This window comes from Hydrogenophaga atypica (genome assembly GCF_042665215.1).
GTDB lineage: Bacteria > Pseudomonadota > Gammaproteobacteria > Burkholderiales > Burkholderiaceae_C > Hydrogenophaga > Hydrogenophaga defluvii_A.
This window is the reverse complement of the sequence record NZ_JBHTCA010000001.1, coordinates 44,777-63,347: the sequence shown is the minus strand read 5'-3', so window position 1 is coordinate 63,347 and position 18,571 is coordinate 44,777. Positions and strand designations below refer to the sequence as shown.

The following is an 18,571-nucleotide window of genomic DNA, read 5'->3' as shown; positions in this document are numbered from 1 at the left end:
CCGAGTTCCACGCGCTCCCGGAAATCGCGGCTCCCGACCCGCACACTTCCGGCCACGCGTCGTCCCCGCACACGCCATTTCATCCCGTGAAAGCGGTCGCCACCGCATGCGGCTTGTTTGCTGCTGCCCTCAGTGGTGCTCGGCATCCTCGATTCCAGCAACTCATGAACCACGGGAATCGGATGGACGGATATGCGGCTGTTCTTGTGCGAGAAGCCCTCCCAGGGCAAAGACATTGGCCGGATTCTTGGCGCCACGCAACGCGGTGAAGGCTGCCTCAACGGTTCCGGCGTCACGGTCACCTGGTGCATCGGCCATCTCGTAGAGGCTGCAGCACCGGAAGCCTACGACGAACAGTTGAAGCGCTGGTCCATCGAGCAGTTGCCCATCATTCCCCAGCATTGGCGGGTCGAGGTCAAACCGAAGACCGCCACGCAATTCAAGGTCGTCAAAGCGCTCCTGGCGAAGGCGACCCAACTAGTCATCGCCACCGATGCCGACCGCGAGGGCGAGTTGATCGCTCGCGAAATCATCGACCTGTGCGGCTACCGCGGGCCAATCGAGCGGCTGTGGTTGTCGGCGCTGAACGATGCGTCGATCCGCGCCGCCCTCGGCAAGCTGCGGTCCTCGGCCGAGACGCTGCCGATGTACCACTCGGCGCTGGCGCGATCTCGTGCGGATTGGCTGGTGGGCATGAACCTCAGTAGGTTGTTCACGGTGCTGGGGCGGCAGGCCGGCTACGACGGCGTGCTGTCAGTCGGCCGCGTCCAGACCCCGACGCTCAAGCTCGTCGTGGACCGCGACCGCGAGATCGCAGCCTTCGTGTCCGTGCCGTACTGGGCCATCGTCGTGTCCCTGTCCGCAGGTGTCCAGGCTTTCAACGCGCAATGGGTGCCACCCGATGCCTGCACCGACGACGCAGGCCACTGCCTGCAGCAGCCGGTCGCACAGCAGGCCATGCAGCAGATCCGCGCCGCCGGCAGCGCCCAGGTCGTATCGGTCGAGACCGAGCGCGTGCGCGAAGGCCCGCCGCTGCCGTTCGACCTGGGCACCTTGCAGGAAGTGTGTTCCAAGCAACTTGGGCTGGACGTGCAGGAAACCTTGGAGATCGCCCAAGCCCTGTACGAGACGCATAAGGCCACGACGTACCCGCGCTCGGATTCCGGCTATCTGCCCGAGAGCATGTTTGCCGAAGTGCCCACCGTTCTCGACAGCCTGCTCAAAACCGATCCCTCGCTGCACCCGATCATGGGCCAGCTCGACCGTTCGCAGCGCTCGCGCGCCTGGAACGATGGCAAGGTCACGGCCCACCACGGCATCATTCCGACGCTTGAACCGGCGAACCTCTCCGCCATGAGTGACAAGGAACTGGCCGTGTACAGGCTCATCCGGTCGCATTACCTGGCGCAGTTCCTCCCTCACCACGAGTTCGACCGCACCGTGGCCAAGCTGTCATGCGGCGGGCAGAATCTGGCGGCTACCGGCAAGCAGGTTGTCATCCCGGGCTGGCGCCAGGTACTGACCGAGCCGCAGACCGACGACGCTGATGGCGAGAGCGACACTGCGGCCCGCGCCCAGGTGCTACCGGCGCTGCGCGAGGGCCTGGCATGCCAGGTGGCCGACCTCGATCTGAAGGCACTCAAGACGCTGCCGCCCAAACCGTACACGCAAGGCGAGTTGGTCAAGTCCATGAAAGGCGTCGCCAAGCTGGTGTCCGATCCCCGCCTGAAGCAGAAGCTCAAGGATACGGTTGGCATCGGCACCGAAGCGACGCGGGCCAACATCATCGGCGGCCTGATCGCCCGCGGCTACCTTGTGAAGAAGGGGCGCGCCATCCGCGCCTCGGACGCGGCTTTCACCTTGATCGATGCCGTGCCTGCGGCGATTGCCGACCCTGGCACCACCGCCATCTGGGAACAGGCGCTCGACATGATCGAAGCCGGCCAGCTCACCTTGGACGTGTTCATCGGCAAGCAGGCCGCATGGATTTCGCAATTGATCGCGCAGTACGGCAGCGCGTCCCTGTCCATCAAGGTTCCCCAAGGGCCGGCATGCCCGCAGTGCGGCGCACCCACGCGCCAGCGCAGCGGCAAGAGCGGCCCGTTCTGGTCATGCAGCCGCTACCCGGACTGCAAAGGCACGCTGCCGGTCGAATCCGGCAGCTCCAAGCGCGGCGCCTCGCGCCCGCGCCGTAGCGGCCGCAAAGGCTCCTGACCGACCCCGTTCCCCGTGAGCCGTGCCCGCCTTCGGCGGCGTGGCCCGTGTCCCGCATGCCCTGCGGGACGCCCAGCGCGCAACGCCTTCTTGATCCGTGTGCGCGTCCCGCCTGGCCGTCCCCGGCCGCGGGACCTGAAGGTAGCTTCTCCGCGAGCCGCACCACGCGCGTTCTGTTGATCTGCGTTTCTTCCGCCCTCTGCGAAGGGTCTCCCGGTGGCTTGCCAGCCTACACGAGCCACCGGGAGACCCTTCGTGGTCAGCGGTAATCGGTGCCGGTGCCCGCCGGTGCAAAAACGGGCTCCCTTTGTGCGCGGATGTGCGCCAGACGATGCCGGCCCCAGCCACGACATGGGTCGGGTGTGATTGCTGAGAGCAGACGGTTCTAGCGACGACCGGGCCTGCCAATCAGCCCACGGGTGGTTCCTCTTTCCTCCCGAGCCGAAGGCCGCAGGGCCTTCGGCGCCTTTCTCCTGCCCATCAACGTCCCGGTCCGGCCATTGGCCTGGGCCACACGAACAGGAGAGACGACATGCACCCTCAACCTTGCGCGCCGCTGCTGTACGGCAGTGTGTGCAGCGGCATCGAGGCAGTGAGCCTGGCATGGCAGCCGCTCGGCCTCGAAGCCGCGTGGTTCGCCGAGATCGAACCGTTCCCGAGCGCCGTGCTCGCCCACCACTATCCGCGCGTGCCCAACCTGGGCGACATGACCTCGATCGCCCACCAGGTTCGCGCCGGCACTGTGCCGGCCCCCGACATCCTGGTCGGCGGCACGCCGTGCCAGTCGTTCAGCGTTGCCGGTGCACGCAGGGGACTGGATGACCCGCGCGGAGCCTTGACCCTTGCTTATGTGGAGTTAGCTAATGCCATCGACCAAACCCGCTACCAAGACGGCCGCACGTCGGCCACGCTCGTCTGGGAAAACGTCCCCGGCGTCCTCAACGACCGCAGCAACGCCTTCGGGCATTTCCTGGGAGCACTGGCCGGAGAAAGCCGTGCGCTCGAACCGCCAGGGCAAAAATGGGCGCACGCAGGTTGTGTGTCTGGACCCCGGCGCCGCATCGCCTGGCGCGTGCTCGACGCTCAATATTTCGGCGTCGCCCAACGCCGCAAGCGTGTGTTTCTTGTGGCAAGTGGTGGAGATGGCCTCGATCCCGTCGAAGTACTTTTTGAGCGCGCAGGCCTGCACGGGGATTCTTCTGCGGGCAGCGCGCCGTGGCAAGAAGCTGCCCGTGTTGCTGGATCTGGTACTGAAGCAGCAGGCGGATACGCAGGATTTGCTGGACTGAAGCAGCCCTACGGCAAGGTCACGACGACGTTCGGATTCAGCGGAGGCATCGGCCCTGTCGATGTGGCTGCATGCCTGATGGCGGCTGGCCCCAAGCATGACATCCGCACGGAGACGTTCATGGTGCAGTCGTTCGCCGGCAGCATCAGCCACACCCTCGACACCGCCAACGGCGGCAAGGGCAGCAGCGAGGACGGTACGGGCAAAGGTGTGCCGATCATCGCCTTCACCGCCCAGGGCAGCGGCGCGGATGCCACGATGGATCTGACGCCGACGCTACGTGCTGGTGGGCATCGCAACAGCCATGCGAACGCCGGTGTCGTGCCGGCTATCGCCTTCGCGCAGAACAATCGCGGCGAAGTGCGCTTCGAGTCGGGCCATGGGCAGGTGGCTTGCACCGTCCTGTCCAACGGCAAGCCGGGCTATGGGGTGCCGACGGTGGCCTGCATTGCCCTGCGGGGTCGGCAGGGTCTTGCCGCCGAGCTTGGCGGCGGCGTCGCGGCGGCGTTGCGCACTTGCGACGGCGGCGCGAACAAGCCCTATGTGCTGGCTCCCGACTGCGAGGCGCATTTCCGCTACGACTGGAATGAACCCGGCCCGGGGGATTGGTCGCAGTGGCGGGTGCGGCGGTTGATGCCCGTGGAATGCGAACGTCTGCAAGGCATGTCCGACAACTACACCCTGGTCCCTTATCGCGGCAAGCCCGCCGCAGACGCCCCGCGCTACAAGGCGATCGGCAATTCCATGGCCGTGCCCTGCGTCGCGTGGCTGGGTCAGCGGCTGGTGCAGTGCCTGCAAAAGACGGGATCGAGCGCATCGGATTGATGCACGACGCAGCCAACCGGCCACGCCATTCTTCCTTCTGCATTGCCGACGTGTCGGCAGCAGCCAGCAGCCAGGGTGTCCAGGCTGCCGTGGGTTCCACCCGCGCCACCCGCCAGTTCGCCCCGGCATCCACCGGCGAACGCTGCCCACCGGGGCATCGATGCCTCCTTTCTCCAACCCACGGGACGAATGCCGCGTCCCGTCAGGGGCGTGTCGTCACCCGGTCGATACTCAGGACTTCCCATGGAAACCATTACCCAACAAGACCGCATCACGCTGAATAATCTCAAGGTGGCCGATTTCGCCAGCGAGGAAACGCTGTGCTTCACCGCCATTGTCGAATTCGACGGCATTCCCATTGCCGAGGCCCGCAACGACGGACATGGCGGATCGACATTCGTGCGTGCGCTACAAGGCCAGATCGCGCTTCTGGCCCAGGCGGAGGAATTCACCAGGAGCCTTCCGCCGGCCTCGCTCGACCTCGAACGAGAGGACGAAGAGCCGCTGATCATCGACATTACGTTGGACTTCCTCGTCGATCAACTGGCCGGTGCCATGTACGCCGAGCGCAAGCTGCGCACCGCATTCAACCGCGACGTCGGCAACAAGGTGCTGTTCATCAAAGACGGCAAGCTGCTGTTCCTCAAGGGCATCAAGCTCAAGGCCATCGCAGACAGGCCGGCGTATTTCGCATCGCTGCGCGCCCGTCAGGGCCAGCCCATCGTCATCCTTGCAGAGCTAGCACCGGATGAAGCATTCGCCCTATGGAAGCAGCATGTGCTGGGCGACAAGCCTCGCTGATCCAGCATCGCCTGCCCGTCCTGATAGCCCCGCACTTGCTGCGGGGCTTTCTTTTTTCCACGTTCGCCAATAGGGGCTGTAGCAGGTGCCGATTTCCGGCTGACGTGGCTCGACTCGCTCACGAAGCTGCGTGCATGTGTCGCTGATCCGTCAGCACCATGCCAGCAGCCAGGGTTTCCAGGCTGCCGCGGATTCTCTCCGCGCCACCCGCCAGTCCGCTATCGCATCGAGTCTGCGGACGCGCGTCCTCGTGACGCCGATGCTTTTTCTCAACCGCATGCGGGAGCTGCCATCCCGTGAGGGACAAGGCCCCCGCTTCTCCAAGGAGCCCATCCATGTCCCAGCAAGCCTCTTTCGGCCAGTTGGCCTTGATCCATTGCGGCAAGTTCCTGCCGCTCGAAGTCCTGCATAGCGCCGCCGGCCACTACATCGGCACGCACGATACCGAAGGTCCCGTTTCGCGGGAATCCAGCGAGTACTTCCGCAGCTATGTCGCGGCTCAACGTGCCCTCGAAAGAGGCGGCTGGTCCCAGCTCGCCACGCCCTGATCCAACTGGAGGAATCACGTCATGAACCAGCTTTTGCCACAGGAAGTCGTCGATCAGATCATGTGGGAAGAGCAGCATTTCGCCGCCGCGCCCCAAGCCTTCTTCGAGGCCTGGAAGCGCGGTGTCGAGATCGCTGGCCCGCAATGGTTTGGCGACGGCACACGCGAAGGCCTGAACCAGGCCAAGAGCAAGTGGGATCTGCGTCCCGACATGCTGCGTGCCAACGACGCTCTCGGCGTCCTGAGCAGCGGAGAACGCATGTTCCTGTCCGCCATGTTCAGCTTCTACAACGCGCGCGAGGGCGGTGCCATGCTCAAGCGCTGCCACTTCCAAGGACTGTCGGACTTCGACGGTCTCGATCTGCAACGCCGCAAGGTCATCGCCGACCTGCTGGTGAACTACAGCGGTTGGTGAGCCGGCTTCCGGAATATCACCACCTTGTCGTTCGCCACCCCATGAGGGACATGCGCCCACCAGGCCATGTCCCTCAATTTTCCCTCCGTCAGCCAGCGCCGATTGGTCCAAAGCCATCGATCAGTGCCGCCTGACGCTTTTTCGACTTTCAACCCACCGGGGTCCAGTTCCCGGTGGCGGGGATTGGCTCCATTATTCAATCTGGAGAAATCCTATGACCCAGAATCCCAACCCCTTTGTACGCGGCTACTGGAATCTGAAAATCGTCCGAACGCTGTGCATCAGCTACGAAGACGGAAGCCCGCATGTGTGGCGAAACATCCACGCGAGCCAACAGCACCTCTCCGAGGAGGAGCTGGTTTCTTCCCCCTGCATCGTCACCAGCGACTTCGCGGTGGTCAGGAATGGCACTGTGCCTGTCAGTGCCGAACTGATGGCCGAATGCGATGCCATTGAAGGCGTCAGCGGCGAAGGCGTGGTGGGTGCGGTGGTTTATGCCATCCATGGCGACGACCTGGACGGTCGCCCGGTCCACGTCGGTGATACCTATTCGGCCGAGGCCGCGCGAGACGTGGTGCAGCGGTTGAGTTTCGAGACCGGCTATTACAGCCGATGCTGGGAAATCAGCAGCGCGCACATCAGCCAGGAAACCGGCCAGTACCTGGCCAGCCTAGCGGACCTTGCGACGCCGGAGGCCTTTCTGTTCATCGCCTTCCGGGTTCCATACAGCCCGGCGATCGGCGTCAAGCTGATTTCCACGCCCTGGACAGACAAGAACCTGGAGTATGCCGAGGGCATCAGTGCGGAGCAGCTTCGGCAGGAGCACCGGGACAAGGGCATGCCTGACGACCTGGCGAACATCCTTGAATTGGCCGGCCAGGCCGATGTACGCATCCTCATCCTAGATGCTGACGCACCCGCGCTACTGGGCCTGCCACTGGCCGAGATCTAGCAGACGCGCGACGCGCAAGCCTTCCCCTTTATCCCCCACATGCCAGCCCGCCTCCCACCAGGAGCTGGGCCGGTTCAATTCCATAGGAGCAATCTCATGTTCCCCGATCTCATCTCGCCTACGCCTGACTTCGAGAATCAGCTTGGAGCCTGCGTTAACGCCATGAGCCAGAACGACGCCATCGGCCAGATTCTGGTGTTCGAGCGCATGAGCGGCACGCTGCACATGCGCCATATCGACAGCGCCGATCTGGCGGACACCGACATTGACGACTACGAAATGGTCGTGTTCGACGGTGGCAACACAAGCGGCGACACGTGGAAGCACGTGTTTTTCCCGCGTCAGCGCGAACACTACTTCGTGTACGAAGCCTGACATCTCCAGCCCCTTTCGAGGGGCTTTTTCTTGCCCGGAGCGCTGTAAAGCGGGTACGGCGGGGTGCCGTTTCCTGCGGGCGGGCCGCTTACTCCCGGGCCATTCTTCCCCCATGTTCGTCGGCGTTGCCGACACATGCCCAGGCAGCCGAGACCTTCAAGGCTGCAAGCACGGGAAACCGTGCTGGTCGATGTTTTCCACGGACGTACCGCGTCCATCCACGCCACCCACAAGGGACCTCTCCCTTGCGGGCGGGGAATCCCTTGTTTCTTTCTCAAGGAGATTCTCCATGGACCGTTCCCTCATCAAATCCATGATGCCTTCGCTTGTCGCAGGCCACGTGCCCCGCAACGTGCGGTCGTTCAAGTACCGCGTGTTCGACGATCAGCCGCAGTCTTCGACATGGGGCTTCGCCATCGACCCCCAGTCCTTCGACGGGAAGGTAGTCGCAATCACTGACGACGCCATCGTCGTCAAGCTCAAGCCCAGCGAATTCGCTGTGCTCGATTCCAAGCTGGTGACCACCGTCCCCGACGAAGGTGCCAAGGTGCATGTCCAACCCTACGCACGGCGCCGTTTCGATGGGCTGCGCGCGGACACCCCGGAAGAGCGCACCGAGATGACGTCCGACGGGGTTCCCTACACCGTCAAGACGCACATCCTCGGCTCTGCGCCGGCCAAGCTGCCCATCCCCGAGCCGCAGTGCATGGAACTGGGCCAGCTCATCCAGCAGTTGGAGGAAATGCCGGCGCCCGATGGCTTCCGGCGCATCACCCACATGCTGGTCGATGCGGGAGCCCGGGACTTCACCTGGGTCGATCCCAAGCCTTCCAAGATCGTCGAGACACCTCCTGCGATCAGCTTTACGGTCTCGACCGCGAAGTTCGAGGGCCGGGTGACGGTGCTGTACGAGCGAGGCGGCGACACCTATGTGGTGGAGCTACACCGCGACGGCGATTTGCTCGATCGGCATGACGAGGTGTATTTCGACATGCTCGGCGAAGTGCTGGAGCGACTCGTCGACGACGGACGTTGGCGCCTGATCGATGTGAGCGTGATCGATGTGAGCGTGATCGACGCCAAGGCTACCCGGCAGCGCCAGGCGGTACCGGCATGACCCTGGGAACCGAATCCTGGGGGTTCTTCGGCTGACACGAGGCTCCCTCACGTCGTTTCAGCCCATTGGCCATGTGCCCCACAGGCTCTCTATCCATCCGGGTGGAGGGCCTTTTCTCTATTCCACACAGGAGATTTCAACCATGTCACTGCGATTCAAAGGCTCCGACCTGCGGCCTGTGCTGACCGAGGCGATCGCTGGTCAATGCCGCGTCATCCTGGTCAAGGACCAGGGCGTGTACTTCCTCGCCGAGCAGGGAGAGCGACGCCCGGATGGGCGTGTGAAGCTGCTGGCCTATGCCGTCGGCTGCAACCCGGATACCGACCCGTTCGACGACTGGTGGGAACTGGCGCGCGCCGAACTGGGCGGCGACGACTTCGCGGAGTACTTCGACCCGAAGGACGGCGTATTCACGCGCATTCTGCACACCGCAGACGACCTGATGCTGTCGGCCACCGCCACACATTTGTCACTGGAGGTGGTTCCTCCCGCATAGAGCGGCAACTGACGCTCGCCCCTCGCAGCCCCCGCACCGGGGGCTTTCTTTTGCGCTGAACCGGGCTGCGTGGACAAAGGGAAACACCCGGATGCCAATTGATTGCTGCCGCGCGCGCAAGGGCCGCCCATGCTGACCCCATGCCTGCTGACGTTGTCAGCGACATGCCAGGCAACCATCGGTCTTCGAGGTTGCGGCGCAGTTTCCACTGCGTGACCGAGCCAGCTCGCACCGCATCCATACGCGAGCGGCCACCAGTCTCTGGTGGTGGATGCTTTCGCCTTATCAACCCACCGCGGGGTTACGCACCTTTCCCCGCATGCGTGGGCTCGGTGTGTCTCCGCTTTTCCCAATGGAGATTCACCATGAACACCACGTCCAACGAGAAATCGTATTTCGACCTCCACACATCGGGCATCGGCTACATCCAGCGTGTCCGTGAAGTGCCCGTCAGGGGCGGCCGCCGTGCGCAGCCCTTCCTGGCATGCACCATCGCCGCATTGGTCGGCCCCGCCAGGGACCCCAGCTACCGCTACTTCGATGTCAAGGTCTCGGGTGCCGAGGCCAAGAAGCTCGTTCAGCGCTACATCGGCGTTGACGATCCCAAGCAGCGCCCGCTGGTGCGCTTCCGCCTTGGCGACCTCTGGGGCGATGCGTACATCCGCGACAAGGGCGAAAACCAGGGCAAGGCCGCCGCGTCCCTCAAGGCGCGACTGCTCAAGGCCGAGCCGATCGAGCGGGCCGAACTGGCTTCAATCGAGCAGCATGAGCTGATTACCCGTGGCATCGGCTACCTCAACCGTCCGAAGGACGTCACCCCCAAGGATGGCGATCCGTTCCTGTCGTGCTCCATCGCCGCATTGGCCGGACCTGTCGATGAACCGGAATATCGGTACTTCGACACGATCGTCGCCACCCCCGGGGCCGAGCATCTGGTTCGCCGATGCGTGCAGGCCATCGAAGGGGATCGCAAGGTGCTGATCGCCTTCCGTCTCAACGATATGAAGATCGATCCGTACATCCGTACCAAGGGCGAGCACGCTGGGGCACCGGCCGCAAGCCTGGAGTCGACGCTGATCCACATCGGTCTGATCAAGATCGATGGCACCCAGGTCTATCCGATGAGCCAAGCGCAAGCCGAGGCGCCAACGGTGGAGGACGCACCCGCGCCCGAAGCCGACAACGCCATCGACACTGCCGCCGACGCCGTTTCCGACCTACCCGTCGAGTCCGCCGAGCGCGAGCCCGAGGGTGAAGTCGAGGAGCAGGAGCCGGCCTTGGTCGCTTCGTTTTGATCCGGCATGGCCCCTCATGGGGCCTTGTCGCTTCTCCTCCCCAGCATCCGCCGCGTCCCCAAGACGCCAAAGGTGCTTGCGTCTTTTCATCCCCCGAGTCCCGCGTGGTCACACGACCGCGCGGTTACCGCATTTCTCAAAGGAGATCAGCCATGTCTCTGGCATCCCGTTTTGCTCCGCAATCCCCGATCCTGCGCTCCGATCGCCCACTCTCGGACGACCGTATTCGTGCCGTTGTTCCCTCGATCTTTGCCGACGCTCCACATGGGAGCCGGTCCGATCGGTATGCCTACATACCGACCTCGGTCGTGCTGACCAGGTTGCGCCAGGAGGGTTTCGAGCCCTTCATGGTGTGCCAGACGCGCGTGCGCAACGAGGATCGGCGCGAGTACACCAAGCATCTCATCCGACTTCGCCATGCAAGCCAGATCAACGGCGATGAGGCGAACGAGATCATCCTGCTCAACAGCCACGACGGCACGAGCAGCTACCAGATGCTTGCCGGCATGTTCCGGTTCGTCTGCCACAACGGCCTGGTCTGCGGTGACACCACCGCCGACATCCGCGTTCCTCACAAGGGCGACGTGGCAAGCCAGGTGATCGAAGGCGCCTACGAGGTTCTCGAAGGCTTCGAGCGCGTGCAGGACGCGCGCGATGCGATGCGCACCATCACCCTCGATGAGGGCGAAGCGGAAATCTTTGCGAATTCCGCGCTCGCACTCAAGTACGACGACCCGGCCAAGTCCACCCCTGTCACGGAGAGCCAACTTCTGGCGCCCAGGCGCTGGGACGATCGCAAGAACGACCTGTGGGCCGTCTTCAACCGCGTCCAGGAGAACCTCGTCAAAGGGGGACTGAATGGACGCTCGGCCAATGGCCGCAATCAACGCACCCGTCCGGTGCAAGGAATCGACCAGAACCTGCGCCTGAACCGGGCGTTGTGGCTGCTGGCCGAAGGCATGCGCCAGCTCAAGGCGTGATGCCAAGCGGACCTCGCCCAGCTCGGGTGAGGTCCATTTCCTCTCATCCACCGGGCGCCGTCGGCGGCCCGCTATTCGTCATCAGGAGAACCAACATGGCAACCACATCGGCGCCCGAGCAATCGGTATCGCCCATCATTGTTCCGGGCCAGCTCACGCTGCGCACCATACGCGGCAAGAACGGCCCGTTCACCGTTGGCCGCCTTGTCACCCCCATCGGCAAGTTCGCGGTCAAGGATGCGGAGCTGGAGCAGTACCCCGAAGGAAAATACGACGGGGAATTCATCATCCGCTACATCTTTCCGAAGTCCTATCCGGTCGGCGACGGCATGCGGTTCGAGATCCGCGCCAACCTGGACGGAATGACGCTCAACGGCATCGACAAACTGAGCCGCGACGAAGCCCGCAGCTTCGCCACCCAGGACGTCGATCCACTCGATGAAGAGCTGGGGGCGCAGCCTGCGGCAACGCCGGCCAAGCCCGCCAGAACGTCCAGGCCCGCCAAACCTGCACCCGTACAGGCGTCCGCTGACCCGCTGGTCGATACCACGCCCTTCGGCGTGGATGCGCCACCGCCCGCCGCGACCGCTGCCCCTGGCAGCATCGAAGACGGCGACGCCGCGCTGTTCGGCCTGCTGTGGCCGCTGGGCGAGTCCGTGAAATTGGATTCAACCATCGACCGCCGCGCCCTGCGCACACAGATCGCCCGCCTGGGCGAACTGGGCTACGCGCTGGACTTCAAGACGCAGGAATGGAGCCGCCAGGCCGAACTGCAACCTGCGTGATCGCAGACGCCGCATCCGCGGTGTTCTTCATCCACCCGCCGGGGTTCCTTCCCCATGCGGGGGAGGCCCCGGCTTTCTTCTGGAGGTCTTCATCATGTCCACCATCGCTTGCGATACCCCCCGTTCAACGCTGGATGAAACCGTGTGGCGGGCTCTTTGCAGGACGGCTGCTGAACACGCCCAGCGTGGCTGCGGCCTGTCCTACGACCACTACGTGACGCTCTTCAGTTCGGAGATCGACACGCACGCCAGCCGATTGCCGGATGACCAGCGCGTTCAAGCGCTAGAAATCGCAGCTCAGGAATGGGATTACGCAACGCCTGCCGAACGGCAGGAAACCCAGGACTGGAATGCCGCAAACGGCTATTGCTCGCATGGCATCGAACTGGGCTGCTGCCCGGCCGGATGCGGTTCATAGGCCGCACTGGGTTTGATCGCCGCACACGCGGCATTCCACCACTCGCTGGGGGTTCTTCCCCGCGGGGGAGGCCTCCGGCTCTACTTTTTCAGGAGGCCTCTCATGGGCTGGTATTTCTCTCACCAATCGCGGTCCGAGCTGATCGCGGAACTGACCGCACCGCAAGAGACCGAGCGCGCAAGCGCGAAGGTCATCGCCCACACACTGCGCGGCAACGTGCTGTGGTCCGTGGTCGAAATGACCGCCAAAGTCGAAGGCGTGCATCGTGATCTTGCGCCCGGCCAGTCCCTGCGCTACATCCGCTGCGATCTGCTTGAACGCAACGGCGCCCAGTGGGGTTACAAGCCGCTGGACGAGTCCATGCACCCGTACTACTACTCGTGCCCGCTGTCCTATCTGGACCTTGCACCGGAGCAGTCTGCCGAATGGCGTGCAGGCGTTCGCGCCTACCACGCTCGGCGACGCACACCCACGGCTGTCACGGCACCCGCCGCAACGCTGATGGTCTGAGCCAGGAGGAACCGACATGGACCTGATCCTGGCTGCGCTCTCCCCCTCGCTGCTGGCACTCGTTGAAGGGAGTTTGTCCAACGACGAAGTGTCCTCCGACGAGGAGATGCTGGAGTACTTCATCAGCAACGGCCTCACCGAGGAACAGGCGCGGCAGGCACTGACCTACCGCGACCAGTACCTCAACAACATCTACCTGGACGGCTTCACGCCGATCACCGCGGTGGACGAGGCGCTTCACTTCAACCCGCACACCCGGCAGTTCGAGCCGGACTGAGCGGTTTTCTTCCACCCCCAGGGGCAGCACTTGCCCCAGCGGGCGGTGCTGTTCCCGTTCATCCGAGGACACCACCATGCCCGCACACACTTCTTCCACCACGCTGTACCGCATCGACGAATGCCCGGATGTGATGGCCGACGCCTGCGTCGGCGACGACCAGGGCAACCTGATCTTCCTGTCGATCTGGGCGCGGGACACCGCCGTCCAGCAGTTCCTCGCTCGCCTGACCCTCGGGCGCGACGAGCAGGGACTGGACCAGTTTCACGTCATCACCGACCAAGGCGGCAGCGTCCCGGTGTTCATCGGCAACGTCGATCGCCTGGAAAAGCGCATCACGCGCGCCTACCGGCGAACGCTGTTCGGTTCGCTGTCCAACGTGTGGCTGTTCGACCGGCGCTGCGTCAAGCCCGACAAGGCCAACGCCAGCGCGCTGGCATTGCTGCCACGCGACAGCGCCCACCGGCTCGACCGCCTGTGGACGCTGGTACGGGACACGTGCCCGTTGCCGCTGCTCGACCACTGGCGCGAGACCGTGCTGGAACTGCTGCAAAGCCGCGAGATGCTGGGCCGCCTTCCGTTCGCCCTCGGGCCGCTGGAAGGCCATCGGCTCGCCATCGACGTGCCGACGCTGACCCTGGCGCTGGGCTCTCTGATCCGCAGTGACGTGCTCACCGCCTATCCATACCCGGCCAAGATCTGGACGCCGGAAGTGGTAGCGGCCTGACCCACCCTCGGAGGCACGCCTTGGCGTGCTTCCGTCTTTCATCCCCGCCAACCAGGAGACTTCCATGGCCCTCATGTTCCCGCGGCTTGCCCGCAATTTCGTGAAGAACGGGTATTTCCCGACTGATGAACCCACGCTCGAAAGAGCCCTCAACGCACTGATGCCCAGCGACGGGCCGATGTGCATCCTCGATCCCTGCGCCGGCGAAGGCGTGGCGATCGCCGAAGCCGCCCACGCCCTCGGGCGCGAGCAGGCCAAGGCGTTCGCCGTCGAGTTCGACGCGGAGCGGGCACGCCATGCCCGCGGCCTGGTCGATCACTGCCTGCACGCGGACCTGATGGACACGATGGTCTCCAAGCAGTCGTTCGGACTGCTCTGGCTCAACCCGCCGTATGGCGACCTGTCCAAGGACGTCAACGGCAACATCGGCTATCAGGGCCAGGGTCGTGCCCGCCTCGAAAAACTGTTCTACCAGCGCAGTTTGTCGTTGCTGCAATACGGCGGCGTGCTGGTCTTCATCGTCCCCGGCTACGTGCTCGACGCGGAGCTGGTCGGCTGGCTGACGCGCCACTACACCGACCTGCGCATCTACCGAGCGGTGGAGACGCAGTTCAAGCAAGTGGTGATCTTCGGCCGGCGGGTGCGCCAGCGCGAGCAGGCCTCGGATGGCGTCAAGGCCGTGCGCAATCTGCTGCTGCAGGTTGGGCAAGGCGAGATCGAAGCCGACGAACTGCCGAGCGAATGGCCGTTCCTGCCGTACATCGTCCCCGCCAGTCCGGCCGAGCCGGAGCATTTCTTCCGCGTGACGATGGAGCCCAAGCAGTTCGCCGACGAGGTTGGCAGGCTGCAAGGCCTCTGGCCGTCGCGGGACACGCACCTGGGGGCCGCGCAGCAGTCGCTGCGTCCACCGGCGCGGGCCTTGTCCCACTGGCATCTCGCCCTGGCTCTGGCCGCAGGCGCGATCTCGGGGGTTGTGCGCTCCAAGACGGGGCGCGTGCTCGTCGTCAAAGGTGACACCCACAAGGACAAGACGCTCCAGCGGGAATTCACCGAACGCGAAGACGGCTCCATCGCCGAGACCCGCATCCTCACCGACAAGTTCGTACCTGTCATCCGCGCGTGGGACATGACGCCTGGCTCCCCGACACGGGGCGACGTCTTGACCATTCGTTAATCCACCGGACGCGCTGCTGTCCTGCTGTACCACATCGAAGGAGAAACACCATGTTCCCAAATCTGTTCAAGCGGCCCGCGCCGCAGAAGCAACCGTTGTTCGCACCGGGCTCGCTGAAGTTGAGCGAGAAGGTGCATTGGTTGGCCCGCAAAGGCCTGATCGACCCCTTGACCTATGTCCAGCGCCATGTACGCGGTGACTGGGGCGAGATCGACAAAGCCACCCGCCAGGCCAACGACGTCGCACTCCAACAGGACAACCTGATGATCTCCTATTACCGGATCACGCCCGAGCTGGTTCTGATCGTCAAGACCAGCGAAGACCACCAGACCACGGTGGTCCAGCTTCCCGAAGAGCGCGACATGATCTGAAGTCACCCATCGTCATCCCAGTCACCTGACGGAGCCACTTCACTCCGCTAGGGGCGTCGTGGCTCAATGAATCCATCAAGGAGGACTCCATGGCATCCCGACATATCGAAACCTACTGCCAGGACCTGCTGTTTCCGGTAGGTGCACTCATCCTCAGCGAAGGTATCGACCGCCTGGTCCGCGCCGGTCGTCTTGACCCGATTCCGTACTTCCGTCGCCATGTCCGTGGCGACTGGGGTGACGTCAGCGACAGGCAGTGGCAAGCCAACGGCATCGCACTTCAATCGGGTGCTTTGCTGGAATCGCACTACGTGATTCATCGTGCGCTGTGCATTCGCATCGTCACCGATGCGGAACGCCATCTCACATCCATCGTGCTGCCGTCCGAAGACTGAGCACGTTTCACCAGTAGGCCGCCAGCGCCTGCGTTTTCCATCCACCGTCGGCCGTGTGCCGATTGATCTTCCCACCCTGGGGCATGCCATTGCCCTGTTGGGGGTGGTGCATGCCCCATTTTTCTTTGGAGCATCACCATGTCCCTCGATCTCGACACCACTGCCGCTGACGCGACGCCCGTGCAGGGCGAACTGCTCGATGCGGAATCATCCCCTCTGACCCTGAGCCTTCAGGATTTCGTTGGTGAGTTCGGCGACGAACTGCTCGACTCGCTCAACCGCGCCAACCCACCGGTCTATGCCGGCCAACCGCAGGCGCATCGCCAACTCGTCGTCGCCAGCCTCAAGCGCAAGCTGTTCCAAGCTCAGGCCGAAGTCGTCCATGCCGCCGCAGAGCTGCTGATCGACCGTGGCGAACGCGCCGCGATCGTCAATGGCGAAATGGGCTGCGGCAAGACGACCGTCGGTATTGCCACGGCCGCAGTCCTCAACGCCGAAGGCTACCGCCGAACCTTAGTTCTCTCGCCACCCCATTTGGTTTACAAGTGGCGGCGCGAGATCCAGGAGACGGTGGCGGGCGCAAAGGTCTGGGTGCTCAACGGCCCGGACACGCTGGTCAAGCTCATCAAGCTGCGCGAGCAGTTGGGTGTGCAGCCCACAGGCCAGGAGTTCTTTGTCCTGGGGCGCGTCAGGATGCGGATGGGATTCCACTGGAAGCCCGTCTTCACCACGCGACGCACCCGCCATGGCGACGTGGCAGCGTGCCCTGACTGCGGCACGGTCATCACCGACCTCGACGGCGAGCCGGTCAACCCAGTCGCGCTCGAAGCCGAGGAGTATCGCAGGAAGTGCAGCCATTGCGCCGCGCCCCTGTGGACGCTGATCCGCCCGAGAAGTCTGTCCGGCAGCGATCAGTCCTCGGCCGTTCTCAAAGCCTTGAAGCGCATCCCGACGATCGGCGAAGTCACCGCGCAGAAGCTCATGAAACGCTTCGGTGATGGTTTCCTCGCCTCCATGTTGGGAGACAACGTGCATGAGTTCATCAACCTCATGGACGGCAGCGGCGAGCTGGTATTTTCCGACCGTCAAGCCACGCGCATGGAACGTGCGATGGCCAACATGGAGTTCGGCTTTGGCGAGGGCGGCTATCAGCCGTCCGAATTCATCAAGCGCTACCTGCCGCAAGGCATGTTCGACCTGCTCATCGCCGACGAGGCGCACGAGTACAAGAACGGCGGCAGCGCCCAGGGCCAGGCCATGGGCGTGCTGGCAGCGAAGGCTCGCAAGACCTTGTTGCTGACAGGCACGTTGATGGGCGGCTACGGCGACGATCTGTTCTACCTGCTGTTCCGAGCCCTTCCCGGGCGGATGATCGAAGACGGCTACCGCCCGACCACGAGCGGCAGCATGACCTCGGCCGCGATGGCGTTCATGCGCGATCACGGGGTCTTGAAGGACATTTATTCCGAGAGCACCGGCACGGCGCACAAGACCGCGAAAGGCACGAAAGTCAGTGTCAGAACGGTCAAGGCCCCAGGCTTCGGCCCCAAGGGCGTGTTGCGCTGCATCCTGCCGTTCACGATCTTCCTGAAGCTCAGAGACATCGGCGGCAACGTGCTTCCGCCGTATGACGAAGAGTTCCGTGAAGTCGCAATGGACACGGCGCAAGCCGCGGCCTACCGCGACCTGGCGGGTCGGCTGACCGCGGAGTTGAAACAGGCTCTGGCGCGACGCGATACGACCCTGCTGGGCGTGGTCCTCAACGTGCTGCTGGCCTGGCCGGATTGCTGCTTCCGGTCGGAGACCGTGGTGCATCCACGCACGCGCAACACGTTGGCGTTCGTTCCGGCTCAGTTCAACGAGTTCGAGGTGACGCCGAAAGAGCGCGAGCTGATCGACATCTGCAAAGAGGAGAAGGCGCAGGGCCGCAAGGTCCTGGCCTACACGGTCTATACCGGCACGCGCGACACCACGTCGCGCCTGAAGGTGCTGCTGGAGCAGGAAGGCTTCAAGGTGGCGGTGCTGCGCGCGAGCGTGGACGCCAGCCGCCGCGAGGACTGGATCGCCGAGCAGCTGGACCGTGGCATCGACGTGCTCATCACCAACCCCGAGCTTGTCAAGACGGGATTGGACCTGTTGGAGTTTCCGACGATCGTGTTCATGCAGTCGGGCTACAACGTGTACTCGCTCCAACAGGCAGCACGCCGCTCCTGGCGTATCGGGCAGAAGCTGTCCGTGCGCGTGATCTACCTCGGCTACGCCGGCTCCTCGCAGATGACCTGCCTTGAGCTGATGGCCAAGAAGATCATGGTCTCGCAGTCCACCTCGGGCGATGTGCCCGAATCCGGGCTGGATGTGCTCAATCAGGACGGTGATTCCGTCGAAGTCGCCCTGGCCCGACAACTGGTCGCCGCCTGATCCCTACGCCATCGCCGGCCTAGCGCCGCCGGCTTTCTGTTGTTCCCACCTAGCAGCCACGCCCACGGTTTCCGTGGACGTGGCTGTTTTTTTATGTCGGCAAATCGGACGCAGCGTGGTTCGCATTGTTTGCTGCTGCCCCCGGCCTTAGCGGCGATGGTGAGGGCTCGATGTTTCAGGACGCCGAGCTT

20 protein-coding genes are annotated in these 18,571 nt (G+C 63.9%); all 20 read left to right on the top strand.

Features of this window, described 5'->3' with window-relative positions:
• Positions 1 to 192 precede the first annotated feature (192 nt).
• The gene (locus ACFQPB_RS00320) at positions 193 to 2,214 is read left to right on the top strand and encodes a DNA topoisomerase III (protein ID WP_247735655.1); all 2,022 of its coding nucleotides are present in this window, start codon (positions 193 to 195) and stop codon (positions 2,212 to 2,214) included.
• 532 nt (positions 2,215 to 2,746) lie between these two features.
• A complete protein-coding gene (locus ACFQPB_RS00315; RefSeq protein ID WP_247735654.1) occupies positions 2,747 to 4,327 on the top strand; it encodes a DNA cytosine methyltransferase in 1,581 nt (526 codons plus the stop codon).
• Between the two features lie 243 nt (positions 4,328 to 4,570).
• Entirely contained in the window at positions 4,571 to 5,128 is a 558-nt protein-coding gene (locus ACFQPB_RS00310; RefSeq protein ID WP_247735653.1) for a hypothetical protein, read from the top strand.
• Positions 5,129 to 5,463: 335 nt separating this feature from the next.
• Positions 5,464 to 5,676, top strand: coding sequence for a hypothetical protein (locus ACFQPB_RS00305; protein WP_247735652.1), 213 nt, complete (start codon positions 5,464 to 5,466; stop codon positions 5,674 to 5,676).
• A 21-nt stretch (positions 5,677 to 5,697) separates the two neighbouring features.
• Positions 5,698 to 6,090 (top strand): hypothetical protein, encoded by a 393-nt coding sequence (locus ACFQPB_RS00300; RefSeq protein WP_247735651.1) that lies wholly within the window; start codon positions 5,698 to 5,700, stop codon positions 6,088 to 6,090.
• A gap of 214 nt (positions 6,091 to 6,304) precedes the next feature.
• Positions 6,305 to 7,042 carry a DUF5983 family protein gene (locus tag ACFQPB_RS00295; RefSeq protein ID WP_247735650.1) on the top strand — a complete coding sequence of 246 codons (738 nt, stop codon included), beginning with the start codon at positions 6,305 to 6,307 and terminating at the stop codon, positions 7,040 to 7,042.
• Positions 7,043 to 7,138: 96 nt separating this feature from the next.
• Positions 7,139 to 7,417, top strand: coding sequence for a uridylate kinase (locus tag ACFQPB_RS00290; RefSeq protein ID WP_247735649.1), 279 nt, complete (start codon positions 7,139 to 7,141; stop codon positions 7,415 to 7,417).
• Between the two features lie 289 nt (positions 7,418 to 7,706).
• The gene (locus tag ACFQPB_RS00285) at positions 7,707 to 8,534 is read left to right on the top strand and encodes a GTPase (RefSeq protein ID WP_247735648.1); all 828 of its coding nucleotides are present in this window, start codon (positions 7,707 to 7,709) and stop codon (positions 8,532 to 8,534) included.
• A gap of 142 nt (positions 8,535 to 8,676) precedes the next feature.
• Positions 8,677 to 9,030: a DUF3085 domain-containing protein gene (locus tag ACFQPB_RS00280; protein WP_247735647.1), complete on the top strand. Its 354-nt coding sequence runs from the start codon at positions 8,677 to 8,679 to the stop codon at positions 9,028 to 9,030.
• A gap of 365 nt (positions 9,031 to 9,395) precedes the next feature.
• On the top strand, positions 9,396 to 10,325 hold the full coding sequence (locus tag ACFQPB_RS00275) for a DUF3577 domain-containing protein (protein WP_247735646.1): 930 nt from the start codon (positions 9,396 to 9,398) through the stop codon (positions 10,323 to 10,325).
• A 152-nt stretch (positions 10,326 to 10,477) separates the two neighbouring features.
• Complete coding sequence (locus ACFQPB_RS00270; RefSeq protein ID WP_011871441.1) at positions 10,478 to 11,305, top strand: DUF932 domain-containing protein; 828 nt, start codon at positions 10,478 to 10,480, stop codon at positions 11,303 to 11,305.
• Positions 11,306 to 11,400: 95 nt separating this feature from the next.
• Entirely contained in the window at positions 11,401 to 12,090 is a 690-nt protein-coding gene (locus tag ACFQPB_RS00265) for a DUF3275 family protein (RefSeq protein ID WP_247735645.1), read from the top strand.
• A 94-nt stretch (positions 12,091 to 12,184) separates the two neighbouring features.
• A complete protein-coding gene (locus ACFQPB_RS00260) occupies positions 12,185 to 12,508 on the top strand; it encodes a hypothetical protein (protein ID WP_247735644.1) in 324 nt (107 codons plus the stop codon).
• A 102-nt stretch (positions 12,509 to 12,610) separates the two neighbouring features.
• Complete coding sequence (locus tag ACFQPB_RS00255; RefSeq protein ID WP_247735643.1) at positions 12,611 to 13,018, top strand: hypothetical protein; 408 nt, start codon at positions 12,611 to 12,613, stop codon at positions 13,016 to 13,018.
• A 16-nt stretch (positions 13,019 to 13,034) separates the two neighbouring features.
• A complete protein-coding gene (locus ACFQPB_RS00250; RefSeq protein WP_100773603.1) occupies positions 13,035 to 13,295 on the top strand; it encodes a hypothetical protein in 261 nt (86 codons plus the stop codon).
• Positions 13,296 to 13,371: 76 nt separating this feature from the next.
• Positions 13,372 to 14,022, top strand: coding sequence for a hypothetical protein (locus ACFQPB_RS00245; RefSeq protein ID WP_009876587.1), 651 nt, complete (start codon positions 13,372 to 13,374; stop codon positions 14,020 to 14,022).
• A gap of 40 nt (positions 14,023 to 14,062) precedes the next feature.
• Positions 14,063 to 15,196 (top strand): DUF6094 domain-containing protein, encoded by a 1,134-nt coding sequence (locus ACFQPB_RS00240; RefSeq protein ID WP_256490839.1) that lies wholly within the window; start codon positions 14,063 to 14,065, stop codon positions 15,194 to 15,196.
• Positions 15,197 to 15,246: 50 nt separating this feature from the next.
• Positions 15,247 to 15,567, top strand: coding sequence for a methyltransferase (locus ACFQPB_RS00235; protein ID WP_100773606.1), 321 nt, complete (start codon positions 15,247 to 15,249; stop codon positions 15,565 to 15,567).
• Positions 15,568 to 15,656: 89 nt separating this feature from the next.
• A complete protein-coding gene (locus ACFQPB_RS00230; RefSeq protein ID WP_247735641.1) occupies positions 15,657 to 15,962 on the top strand; it encodes a hypothetical protein in 306 nt (101 codons plus the stop codon).
• 138 nt (positions 15,963 to 16,100) lie between these two features.
• A complete protein-coding gene (locus ACFQPB_RS00225) occupies positions 16,101 to 18,380 on the top strand; it encodes a helicase-related protein (protein WP_247735640.1) in 2,280 nt (759 codons plus the stop codon).
• The last annotated feature ends 191 nt before the right edge of the window (positions 18,381 to 18,571 follow it).

What these genes read in the sequence shown, in the direction of transcription:
- ACFQPB_RS00310 (WP_247735653.1), top strand. Translation starts at nt 4,571, where the DNA reads ATGGAAACCATTACCCAACAAGACCGCATCACGCTGAATAATCTCAAG.
- ACFQPB_RS00230 (WP_247735641.1), top strand. Translation starts at nt 15,657, where the DNA reads ATGGCATCCCGACATATCGAAACCTACTGCCAGGACCTGCTGTTTCCG.
- ACFQPB_RS00295 (WP_247735650.1), top strand. Translation starts at nt 6,305, where the DNA reads ATGACCCAGAATCCCAACCCCTTTGTACGCGGCTACTGGAATCTGAAA.
- ACFQPB_RS00285 (WP_247735648.1), top strand. Translation starts at nt 7,707, where the DNA reads ATGGACCGTTCCCTCATCAAATCCATGATGCCTTCGCTTGTCGCAGGC.
- ACFQPB_RS00270 (WP_011871441.1), top strand. Translation starts at nt 10,478, where the DNA reads ATGTCTCTGGCATCCCGTTTTGCTCCGCAATCCCCGATCCTGCGCTCC.
- ACFQPB_RS00290 (WP_247735649.1), top strand. Translation starts at nt 7,139, where the DNA reads ATGTTCCCCGATCTCATCTCGCCTACGCCTGACTTCGAGAATCAGCTT.
- ACFQPB_RS00265 (WP_247735645.1), top strand. Translation starts at nt 11,401, where the DNA reads ATGGCAACCACATCGGCGCCCGAGCAATCGGTATCGCCCATCATTGTT.
- ACFQPB_RS00255 (WP_247735643.1), top strand. Translation starts at nt 12,611, where the DNA reads ATGGGCTGGTATTTCTCTCACCAATCGCGGTCCGAGCTGATCGCGGAA.
- ACFQPB_RS00260 (WP_247735644.1), top strand. Translation starts at nt 12,185, where the DNA reads ATGTCCACCATCGCTTGCGATACCCCCCGTTCAACGCTGGATGAAACC.
- ACFQPB_RS00275 (WP_247735646.1), top strand. Translation starts at nt 9,396, where the DNA reads ATGAACACCACGTCCAACGAGAAATCGTATTTCGACCTCCACACATCG.
- ACFQPB_RS00235 (WP_100773606.1), top strand. Translation starts at nt 15,247, where the DNA reads ATGTTCCCAAATCTGTTCAAGCGGCCCGCGCCGCAGAAGCAACCGTTG.
- ACFQPB_RS00280 (WP_247735647.1), top strand. Translation starts at nt 8,677, where the DNA reads ATGTCACTGCGATTCAAAGGCTCCGACCTGCGGCCTGTGCTGACCGAG.
- ACFQPB_RS00305 (WP_247735652.1), top strand. Translation starts at nt 5,464, where the DNA reads ATGTCCCAGCAAGCCTCTTTCGGCCAGTTGGCCTTGATCCATTGCGGC.
- ACFQPB_RS00225 (WP_247735640.1), top strand. Translation starts at nt 16,101, where the DNA reads ATGTCCCTCGATCTCGACACCACTGCCGCTGACGCGACGCCCGTGCAG.
- ACFQPB_RS00250 (WP_100773603.1), top strand. Translation starts at nt 13,035, where the DNA reads ATGGACCTGATCCTGGCTGCGCTCTCCCCCTCGCTGCTGGCACTCGTT.
- ACFQPB_RS00320 (WP_247735655.1), top strand. Translation starts at nt 193, where the DNA reads ATGCGGCTGTTCTTGTGCGAGAAGCCCTCCCAGGGCAAAGACATTGGC.
- ACFQPB_RS00315 (WP_247735654.1), top strand. Translation starts at nt 2,747, where the DNA reads ATGCACCCTCAACCTTGCGCGCCGCTGCTGTACGGCAGTGTGTGCAGC.
- ACFQPB_RS00300 (WP_247735651.1), top strand. Translation starts at nt 5,698, where the DNA reads ATGAACCAGCTTTTGCCACAGGAAGTCGTCGATCAGATCATGTGGGAA.
- ACFQPB_RS00245 (WP_009876587.1), top strand. Translation starts at nt 13,372, where the DNA reads ATGCCCGCACACACTTCTTCCACCACGCTGTACCGCATCGACGAATGC.